This window comes from Alphaproteobacteria bacterium (assembly GCA_016699305.1).
In the GTDB taxonomy this organism is placed as follows: Bacteria; Pseudomonadota; Alphaproteobacteria.
This window is the reverse complement of the sequence record CP064970.1, coordinates 1,746,533-1,773,067: the sequence shown is the minus strand read 5'-3', so window position 1 is coordinate 1,773,067 and position 26,535 is coordinate 1,746,533. Positions and strand designations below refer to the sequence as shown.

Annotated in this window: 21 protein-coding genes, 3 tRNA genes, 3 rRNA genes and 1 pseudogene; 4 read left to right on the top strand and 24 right to left on the bottom strand. The window is 54.2% G+C overall.

Annotated features, from left to right (window positions below; translation table 11 throughout):
• Positions 1-576 precede the first annotated feature (576 nt).
• The 20 genes and pseudogenes from IPI58_08455 to IPI58_08360 form a co-directional block, all read right to left on the bottom strand.
• Positions 577-1,092, bottom strand: a pseudogene (locus tag IPI58_08455) (DNA cytosine methyltransferase).
• 381 nt (positions 1,093-1,473) lie between these two features.
• Positions 1,474-2,682 (bottom strand): HipA domain-containing protein, encoded by a 1,209-nt coding sequence (locus IPI58_08450; GenBank protein QQR70092.1) that lies wholly within the window; start codon positions 2,680-2,682, stop codon positions 1,474-1,476.
• Positions 2,683-2,753: 71 nt separating this feature from the next.
• Positions 2,754-3,077, bottom strand: a complete 324-nt coding sequence (locus tag IPI58_08445) for a helix-turn-helix transcriptional regulator (protein QQR68847.1) — start codon at positions 3,075-3,077, stop codon at positions 2,754-2,756.
• Between the two features lie 120 nt (positions 3,078-3,197).
• The gene (locus IPI58_08440; GenBank protein QQR68846.1) at positions 3,198-3,518 is read right to left on the bottom strand and encodes a hypothetical protein; all 321 of its coding nucleotides are present in this window, start codon (positions 3,516-3,518) and stop codon (positions 3,198-3,200) included.
• A 2-nt stretch (positions 3,519-3,520) separates the two neighbouring features.
• On the bottom strand, positions 3,521-3,748 hold the full coding sequence (locus IPI58_08435; protein ID QQR68845.1) for a hypothetical protein: 228 nt from the start codon (positions 3,746-3,748) through the stop codon (positions 3,521-3,523).
• A gap of 10 nt (positions 3,749-3,758) precedes the next feature.
• Positions 3,759-4,256, bottom strand: a complete 498-nt coding sequence (locus IPI58_08430; protein ID QQR70109.1) for a hypothetical protein — start codon at positions 4,254-4,256, stop codon at positions 3,759-3,761.
• 109 nt (positions 4,257-4,365) lie between these two features.
• The gene (locus tag IPI58_08425) at positions 4,366-4,740 is read right to left on the bottom strand and encodes a DUF3489 domain-containing protein (GenBank protein QQR68844.1); all 375 of its coding nucleotides are present in this window, start codon (positions 4,738-4,740) and stop codon (positions 4,366-4,368) included.
• Between the two features lie 116 nt (positions 4,741-4,856).
• Positions 4,857-5,267, bottom strand: coding sequence for a helix-turn-helix domain-containing protein (locus IPI58_08420; GenBank protein QQR68843.1), 411 nt, complete (start codon positions 5,265-5,267; stop codon positions 4,857-4,859).
• 288 nt (positions 5,268-5,555) lie between these two features.
• Positions 5,556-7,661, bottom strand: a complete 2,106-nt coding sequence (locus IPI58_08415) for an AAA family ATPase (protein ID QQR68842.1) — start codon at positions 7,659-7,661, stop codon at positions 5,556-5,558.
• Positions 7,662-7,889, bottom strand: coding sequence for a hypothetical protein (locus IPI58_08410; protein ID QQR68841.1), 228 nt, complete (start codon positions 7,887-7,889; stop codon positions 7,662-7,664).
• 80 nt (positions 7,890-7,969) lie between these two features.
• On the bottom strand, positions 7,970-8,539 hold the full coding sequence (locus IPI58_08405) for a sigma-70 family RNA polymerase sigma factor (protein QQR68840.1): 570 nt from the start codon (positions 8,537-8,539) through the stop codon (positions 7,970-7,972).
• A gap of 416 nt (positions 8,540-8,955) precedes the next feature.
• On the bottom strand, positions 8,956-9,381 hold the full coding sequence (locus IPI58_08400) for a hypothetical protein (GenBank protein QQR68839.1): 426 nt from the start codon (positions 9,379-9,381) through the stop codon (positions 8,956-8,958).
• Complete coding sequence (locus tag IPI58_08395; GenBank protein ID QQR68838.1) at positions 9,311-10,723, bottom strand: recombinase family protein; 1,413 nt, start codon at positions 10,721-10,723, stop codon at positions 9,311-9,313. The genes IPI58_08400 and IPI58_08395 overlap by 71 nt, the downstream gene beginning before the upstream one ends.
• Entirely contained in the window at positions 10,720-11,157 is a 438-nt protein-coding gene (locus tag IPI58_08390) for a DUF2924 domain-containing protein (GenBank protein ID QQR68837.1), read from the bottom strand. Before IPI58_08390 ends, IPI58_08395 begins: the two co-directional genes overlap by 4 nt.
• 388 nt (positions 11,158-11,545) lie before the next feature.
• Positions 11,546-11,622 (bottom strand) — tRNA-Met (locus IPI58_08385).
• Between the two features lie 226 nt (positions 11,623-11,848).
• A 5S ribosomal RNA gene (gene rrf / locus IPI58_08380) occupies positions 11,849-11,963 on the bottom strand.
• A 98-nt stretch (positions 11,964-12,061) separates the two neighbouring features.
• Positions 12,062-14,809, bottom strand: a 23S ribosomal RNA gene (locus IPI58_08375).
• Between the two features lie 282 nt (positions 14,810-15,091).
• A tRNA-Ala gene (locus IPI58_08370) sits at positions 15,092-15,167 on the bottom strand.
• Positions 15,168-15,210: 43 nt separating this feature from the next.
• Positions 15,211-15,287, bottom strand: a tRNA-Ile gene (locus IPI58_08365).
• Between the two features lie 208 nt (positions 15,288-15,495).
• Positions 15,496-16,983: ribosomal RNA gene (locus IPI58_08360) — 16S ribosomal RNA — on the bottom strand.
• Together the 16S, 23S and 5S rRNA genes with 3 tRNA genes alongside form the textbook arrangement of a ribosomal RNA operon.
• A 505-nt stretch (positions 16,984-17,488) precedes the next feature.
• Between IPI58_08360 and clpS the strand changes: the two genes are divergently transcribed.
• Together clpS and clpA are read left to right on the top strand one after the other, a co-directional pair.
• A complete protein-coding gene (gene clpS, locus IPI58_08355; GenBank protein ID QQR68836.1) occupies positions 17,489-17,824 on the top strand; it encodes an ATP-dependent Clp protease adapter ClpS in 336 nt (111 codons plus the stop codon).
• A 67-nt stretch (positions 17,825-17,891) separates the two neighbouring features.
• Positions 17,892-20,279 (top strand): ATP-dependent Clp protease ATP-binding subunit ClpA, encoded by a 2,388-nt coding sequence (gene clpA, locus IPI58_08350; GenBank protein ID QQR68835.1) that lies wholly within the window; start codon positions 17,892-17,894, stop codon positions 20,277-20,279.
• Between the two features lie 23 nt (positions 20,280-20,302).
• Here clpA and IPI58_08345 read toward each other — a convergent pair whose 3' ends face one another.
• The 4 genes from IPI58_08345 to yajC form a co-directional block, all read right to left on the bottom strand.
• Positions 20,303-20,770, bottom strand: coding sequence for a cache domain-containing protein (locus IPI58_08345; GenBank protein QQR68834.1), 468 nt, complete (start codon positions 20,768-20,770; stop codon positions 20,303-20,305).
• A gap of 114 nt (positions 20,771-20,884) precedes the next feature.
• The gene (locus IPI58_08340; protein QQR68833.1) at positions 20,885-22,156 is read right to left on the bottom strand and encodes an insulinase family protein; all 1,272 of its coding nucleotides are present in this window, start codon (positions 22,154-22,156) and stop codon (positions 20,885-20,887) included.
• 4 nt (positions 22,157-22,160) lie between these two features.
• Positions 22,161-23,747, bottom strand: coding sequence for a protein translocase subunit SecD (gene secD, locus IPI58_08335; GenBank protein ID QQR68832.1), 1,587 nt, complete (start codon positions 23,745-23,747; stop codon positions 22,161-22,163).
• Between the two features lie 50 nt (positions 23,748-23,797).
• Positions 23,798-24,217 carry a preprotein translocase subunit YajC gene (gene yajC, locus IPI58_08330; protein ID QQR70091.1) on the bottom strand — a complete coding sequence of 140 codons (420 nt, stop codon included), beginning with the start codon at positions 24,215-24,217 and terminating at the stop codon, positions 23,798-23,800.
• Positions 24,218-24,693: 476 nt separating this feature from the next.
• Between yajC and IPI58_08325 the strand changes: the two genes are divergently transcribed.
• Positions 24,694-24,933 (top strand): hypothetical protein, encoded by a 240-nt coding sequence (locus IPI58_08325; GenBank protein ID QQR68831.1) that lies wholly within the window; start codon positions 24,694-24,696, stop codon positions 24,931-24,933.
• Between the two features lie 105 nt (positions 24,934-25,038).
• The gene (gene guaB / locus IPI58_08320; GenBank protein ID QQR68830.1) at positions 25,039-26,529 is read left to right on the top strand and encodes an IMP dehydrogenase; all 1,491 of its coding nucleotides are present in this window, start codon (positions 25,039-25,041) and stop codon (positions 26,527-26,529) included.
• Positions 26,530-26,535: the final 6 nt, after the last annotated feature.

Sequence of the window (26,535 nt, the reverse complement as noted above, 5' to 3'; positions counted from 1 at the left end):
TTCGTGTTGCGCTCGAACTGGCTCGGTCCTGCATTGTTCTTGGCATCCTGGGTCGTCACGGTCGGCCACATGATCGCCGCCATCGCCAGTGGCGGTGTTGAAACTTGTCCCGCCTGCCTTCGCGCACTCCAGCTTTCTGGATTCTCGGAAGATGTTTTCTGTGCCCGCGGTGTTGGCCAGACAATCTGTTCGCGCAGATTGCTGGGGCGGGATCTGCCCGCCCGCTGTCCCTCTGGCCCCAGCATTTTCTCCATCGCTTCCGACGAGCGTGGCGGCATATGATCCATCGTGTTCGGCGTTGCCCAGTTGACCGTACTCTCGGCCAGTCCATGCTGGCTGGAGTTCGGGCCGCGCTTCTTGAAATCCTGCGCCGTCGGTGTCGGCCAGCACATCACGGACACTTCCAATCGACTCTTGGGATTGCCCGCCGCTATCTCGCTCTGTGCCGGCCCGTTCGCTGACGAGACACGAGCTGTCGGCCATAAAGTCACTTGCGCTGCCAACGAACTGGAACACCGATCTGTCCGGTCGCCCATGCGTTTCAGGAATGTTTCCTGTTTCTCGCCGCTCTCCTGTGCCCTCGGCGTAAGCCAGGATGAATAATCGCTCTCGCTTATGGGGGGCACCAACTTCCTGCGCCGTGAACAAGCCTGCCTTAACGCGGTAACCCACTGATCGAAGGTCATCGTGGACTTGTTCAAATCCCAATCGTAAATGTCCACCGACGTTTTCGAAGAAGCAGAGTGGTGGGTTGATCTCTCGAACCACGCGAAACACATCTGGCCAGAGGTGTCGTGGGTCTTCGCTTCCTCTTTGTTTTCCTGCAACACTAAAAGGTTGGCAGGGATAGCCTGCAGTGATGCAATCCACAACGCCACGCCATGGCTTGCCGTCAAAGGTTTTAAGATTTGTCCAAATAGGTGCCGGATCCATGGTGTTTTCTGCCATGCGCGCTGCCAGGATGGCGCAGGCAAAGGCTTCGATCTCGACAAAACAGATGGTGCGAGCATTTGGCTGCGCCACGCGGAGTCCAAGGTCGAGTCCCCCGACGCCGGAGCACAGGGACAGAATGGTAAAGGGACGTGGATCCACACGGGATTTCCTTGATCGTTTTTCAAAGTTTTATTTCAGGGTGCGCGCCGTTCAGGCGGCTGGGTGCGCAGATGAGTGCGCGCGGGCGGGTGAGCGGCAAAATCCCCTGTAAAGCCTCCGTTTCGGCCACAAACGGGCGTTCACCGCGCACCCAAAAAAAATATCTGTAACTAACAAAGTCCTGCGCACTTGCCTGCCGCATTGGGTTCAATCGCCGGAAGTACCTTTTTTGATTGGGGAGGGCCGATTGAATACAAAAAGGCCACGCTTTGTGGGCGCAGCCTTAAGGATAGATGAACAACGGGGGACGTATCGCGATGCTAGTGATCAGAGTGCCAAAAAATGTTCGCCGTGTCCGCATCTTTTTTGTTCGGACGTTTTTTATTTTTCCTCAGCAATACGGAATGCATTCTTCATAATGCTTATTTCGCGAGAGGAGATCTTGAGTTGCTTTGCCAGCTCTACCCAGCCACGAACAGCGCCAACTACTTCACCGATAATCTCTTCAGCTCTTTCGTTACTGACACGAAAGACAGGCGCAACACTGCGGACAAGATCAAGGCTCTGGCTGTTGTCGTCCCTAGAAATGTTGAGAACCAACCCGCCACCTGTGGCAACGGGATTGATATCGTAGGCAGGTGAAAGAACCCAGCCACGTTCTTGCAATAGGAAACCGTGGTTCCGTAGATGGTCATCCGTGTTGGATACACAGATATAAAAAACGATGCGTCGCCATAGCTGTTCCAAGTCCTTGTTAACCTGAGCGCCGTTCTTCATTAGAAAATCAGCCAGATCGAGATAGCTAACACCAGTATCACCACCATCGCCGTCCTTCTTGCCCAGCAGAGTCATAGCTGAGGCAAAATGGACACGCTGCCCATCTTCTGTGCGGTCAAAACGCCTCGTTAAAAAGGTGTCGTACTCGCCAGAAAAATGGCGCACATCCGCCTCTGCTGCTTCAATACCTGCCGCTTGTGCCAACTGGTAGACGAGATATTCCCATTTTCCGATATTGATTTCATCACGACGGCTGGGGAATTTTGCAATCCAAGGGTGACCACTTTCATCAAGCACACTGGCCTTAGGACGGGCACCACCGAGAGAGCCGCCAGGTGCTATCAGCATTTTGAGCCATTTCATGTAATCCTGATCGCTCTCTGCATCATCGCGCTCCAGCTGCAAACTGGCATATTCCAGATCACGCAATTTCGCCCACGGTGGTGCCGCCATCTCGGCCTGATCATCAAGAAAAACCCCGTCCTCAGACAGACGGAAACGCAGCGCACCCATCCGGTGACCATCATAAACGCCAAGCAGATAATCGGATTCCATGAGCGGGCGCACATCACGATTTTCAGCTTTTGCCAACTGCGCTTCACGCCGCTGCATCAACACACGCCCCCATCGGTCGGGCGAGGAGTCAAGAAACAGACCAAAGTTATCATGCCCATCCCGCGCATATTGCGGGCCAGAAAACAGGCCAAGATCAGGATCTAGCATTTGTGCAAATGGAGATTTCAGCCAAGCGGGATCATATTCAAAAGAAAAGACTTCCTTGCCCCGCGCAGAAGCGGCATAGAGCGTTCCCATGACAACGGGATCTTGCATACCCTGCCAATGGCCACAAACCTGAATAGCTTTTTGTGTTTGTCGTTTTGTACTCATGGTTTTTTCCGTTTTGCTACGCGTTCTTTCGTGTGAGTCATATCAGCATCCTGTAGCCGCCTTCCCAAGGGATCATCTTTGCCAATCAGCAGCAAATCTTTCTCAAGCCCTAAACAGAATAGAACGCTTGCATAAGCGCCCAGTGTGACCCCACTGTCACCACTTTCAACCTTGCGCAAAGTTACACGCCCCATGCCCGCACGCTCAGCCAACATCGTGGTCGTGATCTTGCGGCGCAGGCGTGCCAGCTTGATATTCTCCCCCAGCGCTCTCAGGATGTCTTCCAGCGTCGAGGATAAAGGGGCCGTTTTCCTTGGCATTCACATTCTCCAATGTATTTTATTATATCCAAAAACTGTTAATAATGTATATAATAACGACCATTGAATCAAGGAATTTTTGCCCGTTATGCCGATATTGTGGTATTTGCCGTGAATACGTCAATTAATGCCAGCCACCGCACGCCCAACATACCGACCATAATCAGAGCCTGAGGGGTCGACATAGAGGGTTTCGCGCCCTGGGCAGACCAGCGCGACGGCTTGTTTGATATTGCCTTGATAACCACCTTTACCTGCCAGCCATTCGCGTTTTGCCAGCGGGCGGGCAATGAAGGCGTTGTATTCGACTTCCGTCATTTCCCGAATTTCAGAGACTTGGGTTGGGATGGCCTCACCGCAATCAGGTCGGCTACCCGATTCAATCTCGTGCCAATCGACAGGCTTGCGGGCGTAAACAACGTGAATAATCTCTCTGGCCATGCTCAAATCTCCAACGCTTGGGTTTCAATACCGAGGATGTCGGCCATCTCGCGCAGTTTCATATGCGCCTGTTTGAGTTTTCTGATGTCGGGCGCGATAATCTGCTCCGGCATTTTGCGTTCGGCTGGTGGTGGGTTGTGAAGACGGTTAGCAATTTGCATCAGAGTGGCAACGATCTGCTCTTTGCCGCTGTAATACGCATCCACACGTTCCTGCATTCTCTGGTTCATATTCTCCTCCTTATTTTTCGGCTTTGCGACCTGCTTCAAAAGCGGCGTCCAGCGCATCCTTGATGCTCCAAACCGCAACATCGTGAAAATCCAGACCATCCGATTTGCGTGTTTCTAACGTTTCAATGTTGAGGTGGCGCTGAGCAATCAGCGTAAATAGCTCGTCTTTAGTCATCGGTGTTTTGCGGGTGAAGGTCTTGCCCGTTACTTCCGTAATCGCACTCTCAAAATTCTCGCGCCAACCTGCATCGGCAATGCGCAATTTCAAATGCGCGGTGATGGTTTTTTCGGTGAGCGTGCCTTTGATAAAACTCAAATCATCCGAAAGATGGCGACCGAATCGTGCATCCAGCACATCACGCGCTTGTTCGGTGGTGAGTTCAAACTCTGCCATCAAAAAGTTGCTGGCGGCTTTCCAGGTCAGCTCAGCATCATACCCGTTGCGCTCAGCCGTGCCCCAAAAGCCCCATTCTTTGTTTTCGGTCGGTAAAATCTCTGTGTTTTTCATGGGCGTTCTCCTTTGCTTACATCTCTATGAACGCTTCATTTCGGATGATTATCAACTGAATAAGACGTGAAAAGATGGCGAATAATCAGGCTTGTTGATTGTTTTAGTATCACTGTGCACGTCCCGTAATTTTGTAGATACGCGCGCCGTTTTCCGACTTTTCAGAAACGATTTGGTAACCATGTTTCTTTGCCAGCGCATGTGAGAGTGCGCTGCGGATTGTGTGCTTTTGCCAGCCCGTAGCGGCGATCATATCCTCAATATTTGCCCCCTCTGGCCGCGACAACAGGACCACTAGTGCGGTGAGCTTTGTTTCCCGCTTCACGGGCATGGCGGCAACGCCTGCCAGCGCGGCCTGCATGGGAGTAGAAAGTTTGCTTTCATCAATCGGGTGCCCATTGCCTTGTGCTTTGGTTTTTATCGCCGCTTTAACTTTGTTTTTGGTGGTAGGTTTTGGTTTGGATTTGCTTGGTTTTTTAGGCATTTTATCGCTCCTTTTGCGGGTGGTTTTCATGTCATGAACGCTTCATTCGGCAAGAACATCAAGTTGAATAAACGCTTATTTCATTGCTGTTTTTGCCAGTGGTTGATTGATTTTGATTATCCAGGAATATGCGGCACTCGCGCGGCGATCCGCGCCAATGCACGGCGGTACATCTCCCACGCTTTGGTGCGGCCAACGCCCATGCGGGCGCAGATCAGCTTCCAGCGCACACGCTCAGCCCGAAGCCACACAAGGCGGCGTTCCTCTGGTTCAATCCAGCGCAACCAGGTAAACAAAACTTCTTCCATATCGGTGATGTCCTGCTGTGATGGACGCACGCGCATCTTTTCAGGCTCCATCTGCAGAATTTCCATCGGCTCACGGATGATGGTCGGCCAGGTGGAAAAATATCCTTGCACCTTCACGTCGGGCATACGCCGCAAGGTTCGGGCGGCAGATTGAATCCGGTCTTCGACAAAACTTTCATCATTACTCAAAACTTTCTCTTCAGGTTCATGGTCGTGCATGCAGAGTTCCTTTCATTTTTTTGTAGATGGAGAAATGGGGGTAGCTGATCGCCGCCCATTTAGATGGCGGCGTCAGCTCCCCTCCGTAGGAGGGAGGGGTGTTGCCGACTTGCCGACTGAAATAAACCATTGAAGTAATTGGCTTAATCTCAGTCGGCAGATTGGAAAATTGAGACGGCAGTTGCCGACTGAATTTTTGTGACAAAACCCATGTTTTATTGGGCTTTGGGCAGCTTTCAGTCGGCGGTGAGTTGGCACTCAGTCGGCAGTCGGCAATGAGACGGCAGCTCATAGCACACCCCCATTGAAGAGATCAGGTGTGGGGATGATTTCACCCGTGTCGGGATGCTTCATGTGCGTGGCCATGACCAGCGCGCCGCTTTTGAGCGTCATGCCGTCAACGCAAAGATACCCCTGGCGGCTGCGCGGCAGAAGCGGCAGGCCATAGGCATCAGCGTTCTTGAAAAACTTCACATGGCCTTTACTGGCCAGCGTGCTGATGCGATCCCGAATGGTGCGGGCACTGCCCAAACCTTCATTATTCTCAAAGCTCTCTGCGAATTGATTGGCGGTATAAATTCGGCTATGTTTAGCCTCATCAAAAATCAGGCGAATGATCGTATCGGTCTTACGGATATTTTCGGTCTGCGCCTGTAATTCTTCCTGCTGATGTATAAGTTTTGCGAGATCAACATCACTCTCCACCCAACCCTGCGCACGGCGTAGAATAGTTTTAGCAGGGATTTCAGGGCCATTACGCAGCTCAAAAATCAACAGCCGTTCTGGCCGTTTCTCGTCCACACGGTGCAGAATGATGCCGGATGAATAATAAGACCGCAGTGCTCCAGCGCCACTCAAAGCTTGAAACGGATCTTCCTCTGCCGTTTTCTTGAAAGCCTTGCGCGTATGGTGGGCAAGAATAATTCCAGCATCGGGATTGATACGGCGGCGCAGTTCTTCCAATCTCTGCGCCAGAAAAAACATCATCGCGTCATTATCGTTTTCGCCGCCCATGCCACCGCCGTCAAAGACATTCCTCAGCGGGTCAATCGCAATAATATCGGGCGGTGTGTCCTTAAAGCGGTCTTTGACCGCCTCGCTCACCAGCGCAATCCCAGCGTCATTCAAGGTGATCGAGATTTGCGACGTGACGATAAAATTCTGATCAAGAAAAAGTGTGGCGGCATCGCTCAAAGCCAATCGCTGCACGCGTTCGCGCAGATAGTGATATTGCACCTCGGCCTGCAGATAAAAAATCCGCAAAGGACGCTTACAACTCAAACCTAAAAACGTCGCACCACCAGCCATGTGTGCAAGAAGTGAAATAAGAAAGTCGCTTTTCCCCACCTTGGGCGCACCACCCAGCACCAATAACCCGCCTGGGGTGAGCACGCGCGGAGTAATCAAATCATCCGGTATCGGGCTGTTATCTCGCTGCAGCTCGGCAATGCTGTAAAGCGGCAGGGTTTGGCGCGGCGGCGGAATTTCTTTGGCCACCATCCGTTCCCAATTATTCAAGATAGCTTGAACATCCAACCCCTCGGCCACTGCATCGGCAGCATCCCATTTAGCAGGCTTATCAGGCGGGATTTTCAATATCTCAATCGATAACGCCCCAGCGCGCGCGGCGGCACTGGCGGCATTACGCGCATAGATCTGCCCAGCTTCATCATTATCTGGCCAGATGATCACGCGCTTACCTTTGAGCGGTGACCAGTCCGTTTTATCAATCGGGGCTTTGGCGCCGTTCATGGCCGTGGTGGCGCAAATGCCAAGATCACCCAGCGCGGCGGCGCATTTCTCACCCTCGACTAGTAAGACGGTATCAGCAGCTTTTAGACCCACCTGATTATAAAGCGGACGGATCTCCGGCGCGCGCATCACCCCGCGCACAGCATCCCACGGCCTGAATTCCTTCTGCCCTGGACGTGGATCATAACGATAGACCGAGGCGATGATTTTACCTTCCGCATCGGTATAGTCCCACTTGGCCGTCGGCTTCCCCAGATGTCTCGGGTTGGCTCGCTGCTCAGACTTTGCTGGCAGAGGCGCACGATCCACGAGGCCTTGCTGTTCCTGAATATCGTTCAGCAGTTGCGGAAAGCTTGTGGCCCGATCAAACCCTCTGGCCACCGCCCATAAATCCAAGACATCGCCCCCAGCACCTGTCGCAAAATCATGCCACAGGCCTGCCTTGGTGCCGTTTAGCTCAACCACCAAACTATCGCCTTGATCACCCGCGACATTACCCACCATAAATTTACCCGCACGAATGGTTCCTGCAGGCAGCAGGTGCCGCAGAACACTTGGCAGGTTTTGCAGCAAGCGTGCTTTGACCAGCTGAGCATCCGGCGGTTTTAAGGACACGATTTTGGATGGCGGCGACTGATCCATTTAAGCGTTATCATCCTCATCAGATTCCGCCTGCTTCTCACGTTCGATGGCCTTGAGCTTGATAATCCCGTCGATCCATTGCTGGGCGCGGGCGATTTCCCTGACTTCCGTGACCAGCACTTCTCGTATTTTCTGTAATTCATCATCCGGCATAGCTTTAAGCTGCCCCACGGGCATGCGGCGAATGTGCTTAAACATGGCCTCGTTTTCCGTCATTGTGATCGTCATAACTGTTCCTCTCGTGGTTAAAATTGACCTCACGAAGGACTGGTATGCGGACGACGACAAAAACGACGATGTTCGAACAACTATTTTTCGTTCTTATGTTCCTCCATAAATTTTTTGAGCTTTTTCAAGCGGCTCGACATGGTCGTGCGCGGAATACCCAAAAGCTCGGCAGCTTCCGTTACGCTGTATTCCATTAAGAGGCGATAGGTCTGCCGTAAGTCATCCGGCAATTGCGCCAGCAGCTTTTGAGTATCCATGCTCTGTTCGGCTGCCGATTGACTTTGCGCACTGAACACATCGCCCCATAGACTTTCATCACTCATGATCTGATCACCGATGGTGGCATCCGTGTCATCGGCAATAGGCGTGGAGAGAGACAGTGTTTTTAAACCCGTCCAGCGCTTCTGTGCTTCGGCTTCTCGGAGCATTTCTGCGGCGCGGTTGTTGACCACCGCTTTGATAAAGCTTTTGGAATGGCCCTTGTCTGGATCAAAGCTTGGCCAGGCGAGCAGATAGGCAAGCATCAATTCTTGCTCAATATCTTCCAGGTCATCGTGGGTGTAATGAGGTGTCCTTATAAGAACTTTAGCTTTAAAAGACACAAAAGAAGCGGCGTAGAAATCTACGCCGCGGTAACGATGTTGCGACATTTACTTTTCCTCTGGTTGTTGTCGCGAAGCCACGCTTCGCCCAGAGAAAAAGTAGAAAAATGCCCGCCATAATTGCAGACACCGCGCCAGTTACAACTGCGTAAACCGCAAATTTTGGCTGGTAATAGCCACGCAGTTCATATCAACGTATTCAGAAAATGACGAAGACCTACAATCGTATTTACTGTTCTGAATACGTAGTTATGTATGCTTGTCTTTTACTTAGGAATATTTACAGAACGGTGGGAAAATTTTTCCCGCTGCAGAGATAGCAAAATGATTTCAGCTATCTCATGCACGCGCTCATCACTCGTCATTTCGTCGGGGTTTTTTCTGCTCTCTATCATCAAGCCCTCCTTGTTGGCTTGATGATCTGGTATGCAATCGCCTAAGCAGATGACGATTGTTCGAACAAATTATTGGGGTTCAGAAAACCCATACAGCGCACGCTGTTCTTTCCATGAAATCGGAAACCCGCGCACAATGTTTTGCAATGTCAGCGAGCGCGGTTGAGTGCCGTCCAGCACCGCTTCAATAATGTCCGGCGCCAACATGGTGAGGCGTATCAGGCGATAGACATGCGTGACTTCAATATTTTCTTTTTCGGCCAATTCTTTCGGACTAGCGTAAACGCCCTGATCAACAAGATCCTGCCATTGAAAGGCTTTCACCAGCGCGGTAACAAACGACTGGTCTGGTTTTTGTGCTTTCAGATCAATATTGTTCAACAACGCCGCAGCGCCTGAAGGCGCAATGATCATCTTGCGGGAGCTACGCCGCTTGAAGCACACGGGCATCCGAATGCTGAGGATGTTTCCGTCCTCGTGCAGGTGGTACTGCATCGCTATCTCCTTGTCTGTATTGATTGATAAGAGTTAGAAATCCATCGAGGCGCAGATCAATCTTCACCTCATCCGTATTCACAAAAACGCGTTTGACCAAAAGTTCTGCGATGCGCTGTTGCTCGGTAAGCTTCAGATTTTGCCAGAACGCATCAAAATCTTTGATCTGCTGACGCGCCTCTTCAAAACCAAAATCACTGATTTTTTTCTCTTTCATCAACCCTTGTATTTTGGTCAGCATTTCAGGGGACTGGATCATTTGGCGAATATGAGCGACCACCAATGTATCCAGCTCCGATGCTGGCACATTGCCCACCTTGCAATCGGCATAAGATTGTCGGTTGACGGTGGTCGGCGTGTAGTACCGATAGATACGATTGTTTTTCTTGGTGAAGGTCGGCGTCATCATGCAATTGCAGCATTTGCATTCGACCAGGCTGCGCAGCAAAGCGGGGTGTTGGTTTCGGGTGTGATTGGCGCGGCTGACAGGACTATCTTTGAATATCTTCTGAACTTTATCGAACAAATCTTGCTCGATAATCGGCTCATGCTGACCGTCATACACATTATCCTTGTGCACGATCTTCCCCAGATAAAGCTGATTTTTCAGGATGCGGTACACATACTGCTTATCCATCTTTTGACCACCGCGTATCTGGCCTGTGCCGCTGGTATAATGCTTCGTGCGATAGCCTGCGATATGCAGTTCTTTGAGTAGTTTGGTAATCGATTTGATGGCGACGAAGCGTTCAAAAACATGCCGTACAATCTCGGCCTCTTCTGGAACAACATAGAGCTTGCGGTCTTCGACGCGATAACCCAGCGGCAATGCACCGCCCATAAAAATCCCTTTACGTTTACTGGCTGCAAACTTATCCCGAATGCGCTCGCCGATCACTTCGCGTTCAAACTGCGCAAAGCTCAATAAGATGTTCAGCGTCAACCGCCCCATCGAGCTGGTGGTATTAAAATTCTGGGTGACGGAAACGAACGAGACATTATGCTGATCAAAAATCTGCACGATGCTGGCAAAGTCTGTAAGCGAGCGGGAAATACGGTCGACCTTATAAACGACCACAATATCAATCTTCCCAGCGCGGATATCATCGAGCAGGCGTTTAAGCGCAGGCCGTTCCAGATTGCCGCCAGAAAACCCACCGTCATCATAAAACTCCGGCACCATCATCCAGCCTTCATGCTTTTGCGAGGCTATATAGGCTTCACCCGCATCGCGCTGGGCATCCAGGGAGTTGTATTCTTGATCCAACCCTTCCTCAGATGATTTGCGGGTGTAGATGGCGCAGCGCAGGCGGCGGGGTTGTTCGGCAACGGGCTTGTTCATCGCGCACCTCCATCCAGGCCAAAGAAGGCTGTACCGCTCCAGCGCGTGCCCGTGATGAGCGATGCAATCCCGCTTAGACTTCTGTAAACCCTGCCTTGGTATTCAAACCCTTTGGTGAGAACCGTCACGAAATGCTGCTGCCCATCATATTCCCGCATCAGGCGGGTGCCAGCAGGCGGGCGGATCTTCATCTTGAATTTGCGGCCAGGCTTCAGCTTACCCCCATTGGCCAGATCCCGCAGCTGCTCCCGTACATCAGGTTTCAAGCCACCATATTCCAGCTCCTGCATCCGGTAGGCCAGCTTCTGCACCAGCGTAGCTTTGTTAAACACCGGTGCGGGTTCGTTGAAATAGCTTTGCCACAGCGCCTTCAGCTCCTTCATGGATTCAAAGGGCAAGGCGGCTATTTTTTGTTCTAAGTCATTGTTCTGCATCGTTTTACCTCGGGTTCGCATACATGCTTCGCTGGAGGGATTAGTCCAGCAAAAAACTCTCAAATGACTGGTATGCGGTCAGGCAGGAAAACGACGATGGCAAGATGTTTTTTTGATTATTGGGGGAGCAATCGAACCCAGAAAAACCCGAAAATGTTCGGACATTCAAAGCCTTGATAATCAAGTACATGACAACCTGAAGGTCGTTTTGAAAAAGCCTTCAGGTTTTGAGAGAAAACGCCCCAAACACCCCAAATGGGGGCAAAATACCGTCATGTTTGTGCAGAGGTTTGGGAACAGGTATTGCGCGAAAGCCCACAAAATATGGGGTTTTCCAAACGCAAAAACCGCCCGAAGGCGGTTTGAGAAAAGTTTGTTTTGATGAAATTGGTTGCGGGGGCAGGATTTGAACCTGCGACCTTCAGGTTATGAGCCTGACGAGCTACCAAGCTGCTCCACCCCGCGTCACCGAAATCTAACGGAACTATGAAACCTTCACTGAGCCGTTCTTCATTTTCATAGCGCACAAAAAAGATCATGAAACCCAGCACACTTCAAAAAGAAGAGACTGACTATTCATGACCTGCTTTGTCGCGACCATGTCCAAGAGGATAAGGCGCATCGTTTGAGAGTCCGATTTTGTCATGCGATCATGCATGACATCATTCAGTTCCAACCATCTATCCAACTGACCTGGCAGTGACCTACTCTCCCACGTCTTAGGACGCAGTACCATCGGCGCTGAAGGTCTTCACGGCCGAGTTCGGGATGGGATCGGGTGTTACCCCTTCGCTCCAACCACCAGGTCAGCAGGATAGACAGATGAAACCGAAAACCGATGCAAGAAAGAACACGCGACATCAGTCAAGCGTGTCCGGACATTCCTGGTCACTGCCTACTGAAGAAGATCAAGCCGAACGAGCCATTAGTACTGGTAAGCTTCAGATGTTACCATCCTTCCACACCCAGCCTATCAACGTGGTGGTCTACCACGGCTCTTCAGGGAATGCTAGTTTCGAGGTAAGTTTCACGCTTAGATGCTTTCAGCGTTTATCTCGTCCGCACGTAGCTACCCAGCGATGCCACTGGCGTGACAACTGGTACACCAGAGGTGCGTCCATCCCGGTCCTCTCGTACTAGGGACAGCTCCTCTCAACATTCCTACACCCACGGCAGATAGGGACCAAACTGTCTCACGACGTTTTGAACCCAGCTCGCGTACCACTTTAATTGGCGAACAGCCAAACCCTTGGGACCTTCTCCAGCCCCAGGATGTGATGAGCCGACATCGAGGTGCCAAACGACGCCGTCGCTATGGACGCTTGGGCGTCATCAGCCTGTTATCCCCAGAGTACCTTTTATCCGTTGAGTGATGGCCCTTCCACACGGGACCACCAGATCACTATGACCGACTTTCGTCTCTGCTCGACTTGTGGGTCTCGCAGTCAGGCAGGCTTATGCCATTGCACTCAGCGGCTGATTTCCGACCAGCCTGAGCCTACCATCGCGCGCCTCCGTTACTCTTTGGGAGGCGACCGCCCCAGTCAAACTACCCGCCATGCAGGGTCCCATCTCCCGATTGTGGAGACTGGTTAGATATAAAAGATCGCAAGGGCGGTATTTCAAGGGTGACTCCACCAAGGCTTGCGCCCCGGCTTCAAAGTCTCCCGCCTATCCTACACATGCAATCCCTCATACCACTGCAAAGCTGTAGTAAAGGTTCATGGGGTCTTTCCGTCTAACCGCGGGTACCCCGTATCTTCACGGGGAATCCAATTTCGCTGAGTTGGTGTTGGAGACAGCGGGGAAGTCGTTACGCCATTCGTGCAGGTCGGAACTTACCCGACAAGGAATTTCGCTACCTTAGGACCGTTATAGTTACGGCCGCCGTTTACCGGGGCTTCAATTCGGAGCTTGCACCCCTCCTCTTAACCTTCCGGCACCGGGCAGGCGTCAGGCCCTATACGTCGTCATGTGAGACTTCGCAGAGCCCTGTGTTTTTGCTAAACAGTCGCCACCCCCGATTCTGTGCCCCCTATCTCTGGTTGCCCAAAGATAGGGCCCTCTTCTCCCGAAGTTACGAGGGGATTTTGCCGAGTTCCTTCAACACCATTCTCTCAAGCGCCTGAGTATATTCTACGCGTCCACCTGTGTCGGTTTAGGGTACGGTCAATTGCCGAGGTTATTTCCTGGAAGTTGCATCGACGCCCAGACAATCCGTTAAGCCTGAACATCCTTGCATCTCCGTCACCTTCGGCTGGCCCACGAATATTGACGTGGTTCCCATCGGCTACGCCTTTCGGCCTCGTCTTAGGGACCGGCTAACCCTGCGTGGATGAACCTTGCGCAGGAACCCTTGGACTTTCGGCGAGAGTGTCTTTCACACTCTTTATCGCTACTCATGTCAGCATTCTCACTTCCGATACCTCCAGATGCCCTCACGGGTCATCCTTCACTGGCTTACGGAACGCTCCGCTACCGCGTATGCCTTATCGGCATACACCCAAAGCTTCGGTACATGGCTTGAGCCCCGTTACATTTTCGGCGCAGGCTGACTATTAGACCAGTGAGCTGTTACGCTTTCTTTAAAGGATGGCTGCTTCTAAGCCAACCTCCTGGTTGTTATGGTCTTCCCACATCCTTTCCCACTTAGCCACGATTTTGGGACCTTAGCTGTTGGTCTGGGCTGTTTCCCTTTCGTCCACGGACCTTAGCACCCATGGACTGCCTGCCGGATTAAACTCATCGGTATTCGGAGTTTGGTTGGGTTTGGTAAGGCTCGCGCCCCCCTAGCCCATCCAGTGCTCTACCCCCGATGGTCATCATCCGACGCTCTACCTAAATAGATTTCGCGGAGAACCAGCTATTTCCTAGTTTGATTGGCCTTTCACCCCTATCCACAGGTCATCTCCGACTTTTTCAACAGGCGTGAGTTCGGTCCTCCAGTGCGTGTTACCGCACCTTCAACCTGCCCATGGATAGATCACCAGGTTTCGGGTCTTGTTCATGCAACTTCGCGCCCTATTCAGACTCGCTTTCGCTTCGCCTACGCCTAGCGGCTTAAGCTTGCTGCATAAACAAACTCGCTGACCCATTATACAAAAGGTACGCCGTCACCCTTGCGGGCTCCGACTGTTTGTAGGCATTCGGTTTCAGGGTCTGTTTCACCCCCCTCATTGGGGTACTTTTCACCTTTCCCTCACGGTACTAGTGCACTATCGGTCACTGAGGAGTACTTAGGCTTGGAGGGTGGTCCCCCCATGTTCAGACAGGATTTCACGTGTCCCGCCTTACTCAAGCATTTATATCTTCATCGATCCTTACAGGACTATCACCTACTTTGGTCTGCCTTTCCAGACAGTTCAGGTTTGAAGACACAAATGACTGGCCTGGTCCGCGTTCGCTCGTCACTACTAGCGGAGTCTCTGTTGATGTCCTTTCCTCCGGGTACGTGAGATATTTCAGTTCCCCGGGTTTGCTTCGGCGTCCTATGTATTCAGACGTCGATACGTCAAATGACGTGGGTTTCCCCATTCGGAAATTTTCGGATCAATGCCTGCTCGCGGCTTCCCGAAACTTATCGCAGCGTGCTACGTCCTTCATCGCCTCTCAGTGCCAAGGCATCCACCAAATGCCCTTATGACGCTTGATCTTTGCTTCAGTAAACAGAGAGCAGGAATTTCAGTGCCTTTTGACTTGCGTCAAGAAGACCTAGTTTCATGCTTTCTGAACCTCGCATTTTTTTCTCAGCATCGGTTTACATGCCCGATATCTCACAGCCATCTTGCGACGACCGATCTGACTCGGACATTTCGGACTCTCTTCACGATGAACAAGACCACCGTCTTACGACGGATCCACAAAGGGACAAACGAACACGAACCCCACATAATTTTTTTAAAAATCATAACTTTCTATTCAGCACTAGAAGTATTGGTGGAGCTGATCGGGATCGAACCGACGACCTCATGCTTGCAAAGCACGCGCTCTCCCAGCTGAGCTACAGCCCCTCGATCCTCTTACAGCTCATTACCCATGTGACGATTGAGAAAGTGGTGGGCCAAGCAAGACTTGAACTTGCGACCTCACGCTTATCAAGCGCGCGCTCTAACCAACTGAGCTACTGGCCCAGATCGTCAATCATCTGCTTGCTTTGATGCAAGCCGATAGCGAGCGGCAAAGCCAGACACATCGCCACATAGGCATTTCTTAGCATCGCGAGAAAGGATACGCCGACGGCGAACGCGGTTTAGACCTGAGTAGCCAAACCAGCTGCATTCGGTGTTCTTTGGTACAGCCCTTATAGACTTTTGCAAGTCAAATGAGGGCTATCCTTAGAAAGGAGGTGATCCAGCCGCAGGTTCCCCTACGGCTACCTTGTTACGACTTAGCACCAGTCACTGATCCTACCGTGGTCGGCTACCTCCTTTCGGTTGGCGCACCGGCTTAGGGTAGAACCAATTCCCATTGCTTGACGGGCGGTGTGTACAAGGCCCGGGAACGTATTCACCGTGGCATGCTGATCCACGATTACTAGCGATTCCGACTTCATGCACTCGAGTTGCAGAGTGCAATCCGAACTGAGACGGTTTTTGGGGATTGGCTCCAGCTCGCGCTTTCGCTACCCATTGTCACCGCCATTGTAGTACGTGTGTAGCCCAACTTGTAAGGGCCATGAGGACTTGACGTCATCCCCACCTTCCTCCGGCTTGTCACCGGCGGTTTCTTCAGAGTTCCCAGCTTTACCTGATGGCAACTGAAGATGAGGGTTGCGCTCGTTGATGGACTTAACCTAACATCTCACGACACGAGCTGACGACAGCCATGCAGCACCTGTGTTGGCTCCAGCCGAACTGAAGGGTCACATCTCTGTAACCCACAAGCCACATGTCAAAAGTTGGTAAGGTTCTTCGCGTAGCGTCGAATTAAACCACATACTCCACCGCTTGTGCGGGCCCCCGTCAATTCCTTTGAGTTTCAACCTTGCGGCCGTACTTCCCAGGCGGAATGCTTCATGCGTTAGCTGCGGCACTGAGGGCTATCCCCCAACGCCTAGCATTCATCGTTTAGGGCGTGGACTACCAGGGTATCTAATCCTGTTTGCTCCCCACGCTTTCGCGCCTTAGCGTCAGTACCGGTCCAGTAAGCCGCCTTCGCCACTGGTGTTCTTCCGAATATCTACGAATTTCACCTCTACACTCGGAATTCCGCTTACCTCTCCCGGACTCGAGCACACCAGTCTCAAGCGCAATTCCCGGGTTGAGCCCGGGGCTTTCACGCCTGACTTGATGCGCCGCCTACGCGCCCTTTACGCCCAGTAATTCCGAACAACGCTTGCCCCCTTCGTATTACCGCGGCTGCTGGCACGAAGTTAGCCGGGGCTTCTTTTACGGGTACCGTCATTATCGTCCCCGTCGAAAGAGCTTTACAACCCGAAGGCCTTCATCACTCACGCGGCATTGCTGGATCAGGCTTTCGCCCATTGTCCAATATTCCCCACTGCTGCCTCCCGTAGGAGTCTGGGCCGTGTCTCAGTCCCAGTGTGGCTGATCGTCCTCTCAGACCAGCTACGGATCGTCGCCTTGGTAGGCCGTTACCCTACCAACTAGCTAATCCGACGCGGGCCCATCCCATGGCGATAAATCTTTCCCCTCTCGGGAATATACGGTATTAGCGACAGTTTCCCGTCGTTATTCCGTACCATAGGGCAGGTTCCCACGCGTTACTCACCCGTGCGCCACTAGGGTATTGCTACCCTCGTTCGACTTGCATGTGTTAGGCATGCCGCCAGCGTTCGTTCTGAGCCAGGATCAAACTCTCAGGTTTGATTTCGGAGCCTGGCTCGAGGAAAGACCTTGCGATCTTTCCCTGATTTGCTCCGTATCTTTGAATTAACGCGGGCTGATTTTTTTTGCGTACAAGGCATCATATCTTGCGAGAGATGCCCAGACAAAACCAGCCAACGTTTGAACGCCGTCCGCCGTCTGCGCATCCCTTCTCGCGATGATCCACGATGTCAAAGAGCAAACCCCTAGATGCACACAACAGCCGAAAATTCTTCCTGTCCGGCCTAGATCGCCGGATCGGCGTATCACTTGCATTCGGGGTTGCCAGCGGAGCCAGAGGCTTGCTGACGGATCGGAAGTTAGCATCGTGCCCACACCCTGTCCAGAAAAAAATTGAGGTCATTTACTTTTTTTTAATTTTTTTTCGGATATGCCTGGAAACCTAGACGGAGCTTGAATTTTTGAGCCTATGAGATAGGTGTTTTACAGACGCAGGCATGCCCGCCTGTGGATAAAACAGGGTTGCAGAGGTCGTCCGAGGGATCATGCGCACGTATTTAGGCAAATTTTTGGCCAATCTGCCTTCGCCCGTTAGCGATGTGGATGTGGACATACGCCCAAAAACGCAAAAGCCTTCTATGTTCAACGTATTGTTATTAAATGATGATTACACACCTATGGATTTCGTGGTGCATGTTTTGGAGCAGTTCTTCGCCAAATCGCATGAGGAGGCATTGCACATCATGATGCATGTGCATCGACGTGGCGTAGGCCTATGCGGCGTGTACAGTTATGAGATCGCCGAAACCAAGGTGGCGCAGGTGATGAGCTTCTCCCATCGACATCAGCACCCCTTGCAATGCACCATGGAGAAGGCATGAAAGCGCCGGCTTTGACTGATCGTGGCATAGCTGCGGCCTTGCATGCATATGCGAAGGAGGACAGCCCATGCTGACCCGGCATCTAGAAGAATCCTTGCATCGCGCCTTGGCGCATGCCCAATCGCGGCGACATGAATTCGTCACGCTTGAACATATGCTGCTGGCGTTGATCGAAGATGCCGACGCAGTCGCCGTCATCCGTGGCTGCAATGTGGAGGTTGGACGCTTACGTCAAGATATCGAGACCTATCTTGAGAACGGCCTGGGCAGTCTGTTGGGATTATCGTCCAGCGAAGCTCAGCCGACGGCAGCGTTTCAGCGAGTCCTACAACGCGCGGCCTTGCATGTCCAATCCACCGGACGGCGGCAAGAAGTCAGCGGTGCCCATGTTTTGGTGGCCATGTTCTCGGAGCATGAAAGCTACGCCGTATATTTCCTGCACAGCCAGGGCATGACGCGGCTGGATGCCGTGAACTATCTCTCGCACGGCATTATGAAGGCTCCGCCGTCCAACCCTGCGCCGGAAACGCCCACCCGGGCCAGTGACGAATCCGCGCCGCCCAGTCCTGGCGGGATCAGCGGTGCCGATGAAGACGCCACGACCGAACATGTCATCAAGCAAGGCCGCGACGCGCTGGCCGCCTATTGTATCAATCTGAACCAAAAGGCGCGCGACGGTCGCATTGATCCGCTGATCGGCCGAGATATCGAGATTGCCCGCACTTTGCAGATCCTATGCAGAAGGTCCAAAAACAACCCGCTTTATGTCGGCGATCCGGGCGTGGGGAAAACGGCTATCGCCGAAGGACTGGCGCGACGGATCGTGGAAAAGCAAGTGCCCGAGGCTTTGCGCGAGACGACGATCTACGCCCTGGACCTGGGCGCCATGTTGGCCGGCACGCGCTATCGAGGCGATTTCGAAGAGCGGCTGAAAAACGTGCTGGGCGAGCTGAATCGCCTGAAAGACAGCGTGCTGTTCATTGACGAAATCCACACCATCATCGGCGCGGGGGCCACATCGGGGGGCAGCATGGACGCCTCGAATCTTCTGAAGCCCGCTTTGGCCGATGGCCGTTTACGCTGCATCGGATCGACCACCTACAAGGAATACCGGGCGCATTTCGAAAAAGACCGCGCCCTGGCGCGGCGTTTTCAAAAGATCGACGTGGCCGAGCCATCGCATGACGATGCCGTGCGGATTCTGTCCGGCGTCAAGGGCGGCTATGAACGCCATCACGGCGTGCGCTATACAAGCGAGGCCGTGCGCGCGGCAGTCACTCTGTCGGCGCGACATTTGAATGATCGGCGTTTGCCGGACAAGGCCATCGACGTTCTGGACGAGGCCGGAGCCAGACAGCATCTGAGCACCGAAAACCGTCGCCGCCGCGTCATCGGCGCGCGCGAAGTCGAGGAAGTGATCGCCCAGATGGCGCGCATGCCCGTCAAGCGTCTGACGCAAGATGATCGTAGCGCCTTGATGAACCTGGAGGGTGAGATTAAATCGGCCATCTATGGCCAGGACAATGCCATCGACTCGCTGGTCTGCGCCGTCAAGCTGGCGCGCGCGGGTTTGCGCGATCCCAATAAGCCCACGGGCTGCTATCTGTTCTCGGGCCCCACCGGCGTGGGCAAGACCGAGGTCGCGCGGCAATTGTCGCATGCCCTGGGTGTCGAGCTTTTACGTTTTGACATGTCGGAATACATGGAGCGGCACAGCATCGCGCGGCTGATCGGCGCGCCGCCGGGCTATGTGGGATTCGACCAAGGCGGATTGCTGACCGATGCCGTGGACCAAAACCCGCATGCCGTGCTGCTGTTGGACGAGATCGAAAAGGCGCATACCGATATCTACAGCCTGTTGTTGCAGGTGATGGATCATGGCCGACTGACCGACCATAACGGCAAGTCGGTGGATTTTCGGCATATCGTCTTGATCATGACAACCAATGCCGGGGCGGCGGAAATGGCCAAAGCGCCCATCGGCTTTGGCCGCGATAAGCGCGAAGGCGAAGACGCCGAGGCCATCAACCGCCTCTTCACGCCCGAATTCCGCAACCGCCTGGACGCCATCATTCCCTTTGCCAGCCTTACGCCCGACACCATGGGCCGCATCGTGGACAAATTCGTGCTGGAGCTGGAAGGCCAATTGCGCGAACGCCATGTCAACATCGTCCTGACCCAGTCTGCCCGCGAATTCCTGGCGCAAAAAGGCTATGATCCCGTATTCGGGGCAAGGCCGCTGGCGCGCGCCATGCAAGAGCATCTGAAACAACCTCTGGCCGAAGAAATCCTTTTCGGACGACTGGCCAAAGGCGGCACGGTCACCGTTGATATGGCTGCCGATTCAGCCGCCGTCTCCCCTGCCCCGCGCCTTGCCTTCACCTACGCGCCCCCCGCGCCCATACCACCCACCACAACGCGCGGCGGCAAGCGCGAAAAGGTGGTGGTAGGCTAGGGGATCAGGCGGCCATCCGTGTTTTATTTATAGACTCCGCCAGCGACGGCGTATTCGCCGACTTTGATCAGATAGGAACTTTTCTCCTTGATCTCGTTTTGAATGGGATCAAGGAAGAAATAATCGACCCAAGCCGTTTCGGCTTTGGACATCGCATCCATCATTTCTTTGCCATAGGCCTTGCCTTTGACATCGCTCATATCCGCGATGGACTTACCCACCAGGGCCTGCTTGGTCCCGTGGGCCAACCGAGTCCCATCCGACAGACGGAACATGAAGATGTAAAGGTCCTTGTTGCGGAACTCCATATTCTTCGGATCGTTAAAGGCAGCCGCAGCTTTTTCAACTCCATTTTGCTTAAGGTATTCGCCGGCCTTGGTGACCATGGCCACCGCTTCTTCCTTGGTCGCGCGATCCTGGGCCTTTGCGGCAAGCGGCATCGTGCACACGCAAGCCAATAGGGCCAATCTTATCAAGTTCTTGAATAGCATCCTGCGGCTCCTTTGTTCAGTGGATGACGAAGAAAAGCCATTTACGCAAAAAATTGTTCAGGAAAGCTTAATCATCAGACTGATGGCTCGCGCACCCCATTCAATCAAAACTTATCAGGAGGAAATAAGTGAGGCAATTTGCCTGGAACTCTTGACGCCGCTGACATCGCCCAGCGCGACGACCAAAGCGGGGCTGGCGCATAGGCGTTTGGCCTGTCGGTGCACGTCATCCACCGTCACGGCCTCGATGCGGGCGATGCGTTCGGCGGGGGGGATGGGGCGGCCATGGATCAAGATTTGATTGGCCAGTTTCTCGGCGCGTGAGGACGTGCTTTCCTGGACCATCAAGATGCCCGAACGCATTTGCGCCTTGGCGCGGTCCAGTTCCTCTTGGCTGACGCCCGAGGTCATCTTGCTAAGCTCTTCGCACACCACCGGCATCAGTTCTTGAACCTTGTCGGCGGCGGTGCCCGCATAAATGCCAAACAAGCCGCCGTCTCGCAGCGACGCGCCATAAGTATGGATGCTATAGACCAGGCCGCGTTTTTCACGCACTTCCTGGAACAGACGCGACGACATGCCCCCCGCCAAGACGCTGGAATACACCGCATGCGCCTCATATTCCGGACGGCCATAGGCGACGCCCTCGAACGCCATAATCAGATGCAGCTGTTCCAATTCGCGCGATTGCATGCAATCGCCGCCGCTAAACCGCGCCGTTTCCGGCGCAGCGAAGGGCGTCTCATCCTTGGGCAAATCGCCGTAATATTTTTCGACCAAATCAAGGAATGCCTGGTGATCCACCTTACCCGCCGCCACGGCCACCATACGGCTGGGACGATAGCGCGGATCGCGATAGTCGATGAGGTCTTGACGCGACAGACGCCCCACCGTCTCGGGCGTGCCCAGAATCGGGCGGCCCACCAATTGACCGGGAAAGGCCGCTTCTTGGGCATGATCAAAGATGATCTCGTCGGGCGTATCCTGGTACTGGCCGATCTCTTGCAAGATCACGCCGCGTTCGCGCTCCAGCTCTTGCGGATCAAAGGTCGAAAAGCGGATCATATCCGCCAAGAGATCCATGGCCAGAGGCACGTCCCCCGCCAAGACCCGCGCGTGATAGGCCGTGATCTCGCGCCCGGTATAGGCGTTCAGATAGCCGCCGACATTTTCGATCTGCGCCGAGATATCAAAGGCACTGCGGCGTTGCGTTCCCTTGAACAGCATATGTTCCAGAAAATGCGCCACGCCGTTCGCGCCTTCCGGCTCGTGCCGCGCACCCACGCCGATCCATACCCCCAGCGCCGCCGAGTCGATCCCGGGCATCGTGTCGGTGGCAACGGTCAGGCCGTTGGCCAGACGGGAGACGCGGACCGTATCTTCCATCAATTCATATCCTTAAAGTCTTGGGACGCGCGCGACGCATCCAGGTAACGACCATCAGGCGCGTCACGGTGATTGCCGTGAACATCGAGATGATGGTGCCCAACGACAAAGTGACCGCAAAGCCCTTGATCGGTCCGCCGCCAAAGCCGAACAAGATGCCCGCCGCGATCAAGGTGGTCATATTGGCATCCACGATGGCCGATAACGCATTACGAAAGCCGGTATCGACCGCCGAGATGGGCGAACGCCCCAGGCGCAATTCCTCGCGGATGCGTTCGAAGATCAGCACATTGGCGTCCACCGCCGTGCCGATGGTCAACACGATGCCCGCGATGCCCGGCAAAGTCAGAGTCGATCCCAGCACCGACAGCGCCGCGAACAGCAAAGCGATGTTGAACACCAGGGCCAAGCAGGCGAACAGCCCGAACATGCCATAAATGACAAGGATCAACACCACGATCGCCGCCGCGCCAGCCAAAGCTGAAAACGCGCCCGCGCGAATGGAGTCCGCGCCGAGGCCCGGTCCCACGGTCCGTTCTTCCAACACGGTCAGCGGAGCTGGCAAGGCCCCCGCGCGCAGCAGTAAGGCCAAGTCGCTGGCCGATTGCGAGGTGAAGTGGCCAGAGATGATCCCCGATCCGCCCAGGATCGGTTCACGGATCACGGGCGCGCTGATGACCTTATTGTCCATGACAATGGCAAAAGGCCGTCCCACGTTCTTGGTCGTCGCATCGGCGAATTTGCGTGCGCCGTCCGAGTCGAAACGGAACGTCACCACCGGTTCCGACACGCTCAGGGAAGAATCCTGGAAGCTGACTTGCGCATCCAGCAAATTCCCGCCGCCCAGCAAGGGGCGACGACCGACCACCAATACCTGTTCGGGATTCTCGGCCGAGTGTACGACCATGAAGCCCTGCGGTGCGCGCCCCGCGCGGGCGGCGGCAGGATCGGCGCTTTCATTGACCATATGAAAAGTCAATTTCGCGGTCTGGCCCAGCAAACGCTTGATACGGTCCGGATCGCTGACGCCGGGCAACTGCACCACGATGCGGTCGCTGCCCTGGCGCTGGATGGACGGCTCGCGTGTGCCGGTGGCGTCGATGCGCTTGCCGACGATACCGATGGCCTGATCCAAAATCTGACGCCGCAAATTGTTGGTATAAACCTCGTTGGGTTTCAGCGTCACCGTGCCGCCCTCGGTGGAAAGCACCATATCGCGGTCGATCTGCCGCAACACATCGGCAATCTCGGCGGCCGATGTGCCCGTTGCGGGCACCACGCGCAAAGCGCCGTCTTGCATGCCAAGGTCGCTATAGCCCAGATTCTTGGATCGCAGCTTATTACGTGCTTCGTCCACCAAGCCTTCCAAACGCTCTTCGATGGCCTTGTCCGCTTCGACCTGCAGCAACAGATGCGATCCACCTTGTAGGTCAAGGCCCAAATTCACGGCATTAACGGGCATCCACGCGGGCAGATGAGTCTCCAGCCAATGGCGCGTGGGGGATGGCAACATGTTGGGCAGGGCATAGATCACCCCCAACAGACACACCGTCACGATGACCGTGATTTGCCAGCGCGTAAAATGAACCATGATCGTGCTTCCTTGCGTGATTCGAATAAGACTGGACGACGCTTCGTAAGCTACGAAGCCTTCTTATCGCCCTCATCCTCGGTCTTGGTGTCGTCGTGAGCCTTAGCCGGTTCCGTCTTGGCCCGAATCTCGGAAATGGCGCTACGCAGCACCCGCACCCGGACTCCTTCGGCCAGTTCTACCGTGACTTCCTCGTTGTCGCCGCTGAGGCGAACCACCGAGCCGATCAAGCCGCCGCTGGTGACCACACGATCGCCCCGGCGCAATGCATCCAGCATGGACTGATGATCCTTGGCCCGTTTCTGCTGGGGGCGGATCAGGATGAAATAGAACAACAGCAAGATCAGCAGCAAAGGCATGAAGGACATCAGCTTATCCCCCCCGCCCATCGGCTGCGGCGCACCGGCGGGGATGACCGTCTCGGTACCAACATGACTCTCTGTCTGCGCCCAGGCGGGTGACACCCACATATAGATTCTCCCTTGGATTAGATCTTTGATTCCCTGGCCCGCACTGTAGGGCGTGGCGCGTATCGGCGCAAGCGTCAGGCTGCAGGCGCTCTTTGCCACCAATCAGTCCATATTCGAACGAAAAATCAATCCCGTATAGCATTGTCGCTAAGTGCGAACTGGATGCCGCTTACAAAGGCTGATGAAACAGCGCCAACCGCTGTTGTTTAGAAATAAGGTCTATGATCAATCATAGTCACGAATGACGGATGATGGTTGTCCCAGTTGCCTAACCTCGCGAATGCAGAGGATGAGAAAAAGACGATGATCTTTAAAGATATTTCTAAAGAAACCTGATGGCTTTGTGTGACATATTCACAACTTCATCCACAGATTTATCCACATATCCAAAAAACGCCTTAACATCTCTTAACCAATTTGTCAGTCTGCCTGCGCAAGCGGTCGTTAAGACCTTTCGCAAAGGAGCATTAGCAATCATGACACCACGTCAAGACAATATGCTGATCCTGCCAGAGCTGACTGATCGTTTTTTTACGAAAGGCCCTGTTCGCCTTTTTGCCGCGCGCCCTTGTCCTTGGCGATGGATGGCTGTGTGCAGTCAACCGGCTACCGGCATCCTGGTTCAAGAATGCACGGGATGGGCGGATGACGATCTTGGCATGTCGTTGGGCAAGGCTGCCTACGATGCCAGAGCCATGATACGCGCGGCCTCATAAGCAATAAATCTGTTATCAGGAAAGTTTGGCGGAATGACTCCCCCGATTTGGTCCGTGGCGTTATAGTTGCCTTCGGTTCTTTAGGCTGGCACAGCGAGGGATGCCATGACCAACTCTTGTTCCTCTTTACCCGAGGCGCTGTCGTTTGACGATGTCTTGCTGGTGCCTGAGGCCTCGGGCGTTCTGCCATCAGATGTCGATCTGGCATGCCACCTGACCCGAGACATGACCATGCATATGCCGATTCTGTCGGCGGCTATGGACACGGTGACCGAAAGCCCCATGGGTATCGCCATGGCGCAAGAGGGCGGTCTGGGCATCATCCACCGCAACATGCCGCCTGTGGTCCAGGCCCGCGAAGTCCAGCGCGTCAAACGGTTCGAGTCGGGCATCGTCTATGCGCCCATCACCATCGCCCCGCAAGCGACCTTGCATGAGGCGCTAGCCCTGATGCATGACCACCGCATTTCGGGCATTCCTGTCGTTGAAGGGCAGACCGCCGACCAGCCAGGGCGATTGGTAGGAATCCTGACCAATCGTGACGTACGTTTTGCTACAGATACATTGCAGCGCGTCGCTGATCTGATGACGCATAAGAACTTGGTGACGGTATCCGAAAACGTGACCCGCGACGAGGCCATGCATCTGTTTCACAACCATCGCATCGAAAAGCTGCCGGTGGTTGACGCCCAGGGTCGCTGTGTCGGACTGCTGACCGTGAAGGATTTTGAAAAGGCGCAACTGCACCCGCATTCCAGCAAAGACTCCAAGGGACGCCTGCGCGCAGGCGCGGCGGTGGGCACGGGGCCGGCGGAATTGGATCGCGCCCGCGAGCTGATCGCGGCCGAAGTCGATGTACTGATCGTGGACACCGCTCATGGCCATTCGGCGCGGGTGATCGAGCAGGTCCGCTTATTGAAAAAACTGTCTTCCAACATATCGGTGATCGCCGGAAATATCGCCACCGCCAAGGCCGCTCTGGCCTTGATTGATGCCGGGGCAGATGCCGTGAAGGTCGGGATCGGCCCGGGATCCATCTGCACAACACGCATCGTGGCTGGGGTGGGCGTGCCGCAATTCACCGCCGTGCAACAAGTGGCATCCGCCTGCAAACCGCATCATGTGCCGGTGATCGCCGATGGCGGGATCAAGTATTCGGGCGATATCGCCAAGGCCCTGGCAGCGGGCGCGCAATGCGTGATGATCGGCTCGCTTCTGGCCGGGACCGACGAGTCGCCGGGCGATGTAGTGCTGTATCAAGGCCGTTCATATAAGAGCTATCGCGGCATGGGCAGTTTGGGAGCCATGTCCAGCGGTTCTGCGGAACGCTATTTCCAGAAGAACGGCACCGACCCCAGCCAACTTATTCCCGAGGGCATCGAAGGCCGCACACCCTATCGCGGTTCCGTGATTCAGGTCTTGCACCAGTTAAAGGGCGGGGTGCGCGCCGCCATGGGATATCTGGGCGCGGCGAATATCCCCCGGATGCAAGAAAACGCGCAATTCGTGCGCATCACCTCGGCAGGCTTGCGCGAAAGCCATGTGCATGACGTGGAGATCACCGCCGAACCACCTAATTACCGGCAACATCCCTAACCTCTT

Coding starts and splice junctions, on each gene's coding strand:
- IPI58_08450 (QQR70092.1), bottom strand. CDS start 2,682: ATGGGAACGCTCTATGCCGCTTCTGCGCGGGGCAAGGAAGTCTTTTCT.
- IPI58_08445 (QQR68847.1), bottom strand. CDS start 3,077: ATGCCAAGGAAAACGGCCCCTTTATCCTCGACGCTGGAAGACATCCTG.
- IPI58_08440 (QQR68846.1), bottom strand. CDS start 3,518: ATGGCCAGAGAGATTATTCACGTTGTTTACGCCCGCAAGCCTGTCGAT.
- IPI58_08435 (QQR68845.1), bottom strand. CDS start 3,748: ATGAACCAGAGAATGCAGGAACGTGTGGATGCGTATTACAGCGGCAAA.
- IPI58_08430 (QQR70109.1), bottom strand. CDS start 4,256: ATGAAAAACACAGAGATTTTACCGACCGAAAACAAAGAATGGGGCTTT.
- IPI58_08425 (QQR68844.1), bottom strand. CDS start 4,740: ATGCCTAAAAAACCAAGCAAATCCAAACCAAAACCTACCACCAAAAAC.
- IPI58_08420 (QQR68843.1), bottom strand. CDS start 5,267: ATGCACGACCATGAACCTGAAGAGAAAGTTTTGAGTAATGATGAAAGT.
- IPI58_08415 (QQR68842.1), bottom strand. CDS start 7,661: ATGGATCAGTCGCCGCCATCCAAAATCGTGTCCTTAAAACCGCCGGAT.
- IPI58_08410 (QQR68841.1), bottom strand. CDS start 7,889: ATGACGATCACAATGACGGAAAACGAGGCCATGTTTAAGCACATTCGC.
- IPI58_08405 (QQR68840.1), bottom strand. CDS start 8,539: ATGTCGCAACATCGTTACCGCGGCGTAGATTTCTACGCCGCTTCTTTT.
- IPI58_08400 (QQR68839.1), bottom strand. CDS start 9,381: ATGCAGTACCACCTGCACGAGGACGGAAACATCCTCAGCATTCGGATG.
- IPI58_08395 (QQR68838.1), bottom strand. CDS start 10,723: ATGAACAAGCCCGTTGCCGAACAACCCCGCCGCCTGCGCTGCGCCATC.
- IPI58_08390 (QQR68837.1), bottom strand. CDS start 11,157: ATGCAGAACAATGACTTAGAACAAAAAATAGCCGCCTTGCCCTTTGAA.
- clpS (QQR68836.1), top strand. CDS start 17,489: ATGCGCACGTATTTAGGCAAATTTTTGGCCAATCTGCCTTCGCCCGTT.
- clpA (QQR68835.1), top strand. CDS start 17,892: ATGCTGACCCGGCATCTAGAAGAATCCTTGCATCGCGCCTTGGCGCAT.
- IPI58_08345 (QQR68834.1), bottom strand. CDS start 20,770: ATGCTATTCAAGAACTTGATAAGATTGGCCCTATTGGCTTGCGTGTGC.
- IPI58_08340 (QQR68833.1), bottom strand. CDS start 22,156: ATGGAAGATACGGTCCGCGTCTCCCGTCTGGCCAACGGCCTGACCGTT.
- secD (QQR68832.1), bottom strand. CDS start 23,747: ATGGTTCATTTTACGCGCTGGCAAATCACGGTCATCGTGACGGTGTGT.
- yajC (QQR70091.1), bottom strand. CDS start 24,217: ATGTGGGTGTCACCCGCCTGGGCGCAGACAGAGAGTCATGTTGGTACC.
- IPI58_08325 (QQR68831.1), top strand. CDS start 24,694: ATGACACCACGTCAAGACAATATGCTGATCCTGCCAGAGCTGACTGAT.
- guaB (QQR68830.1), top strand. CDS start 25,039: ATGACCAACTCTTGTTCCTCTTTACCCGAGGCGCTGTCGTTTGACGAT.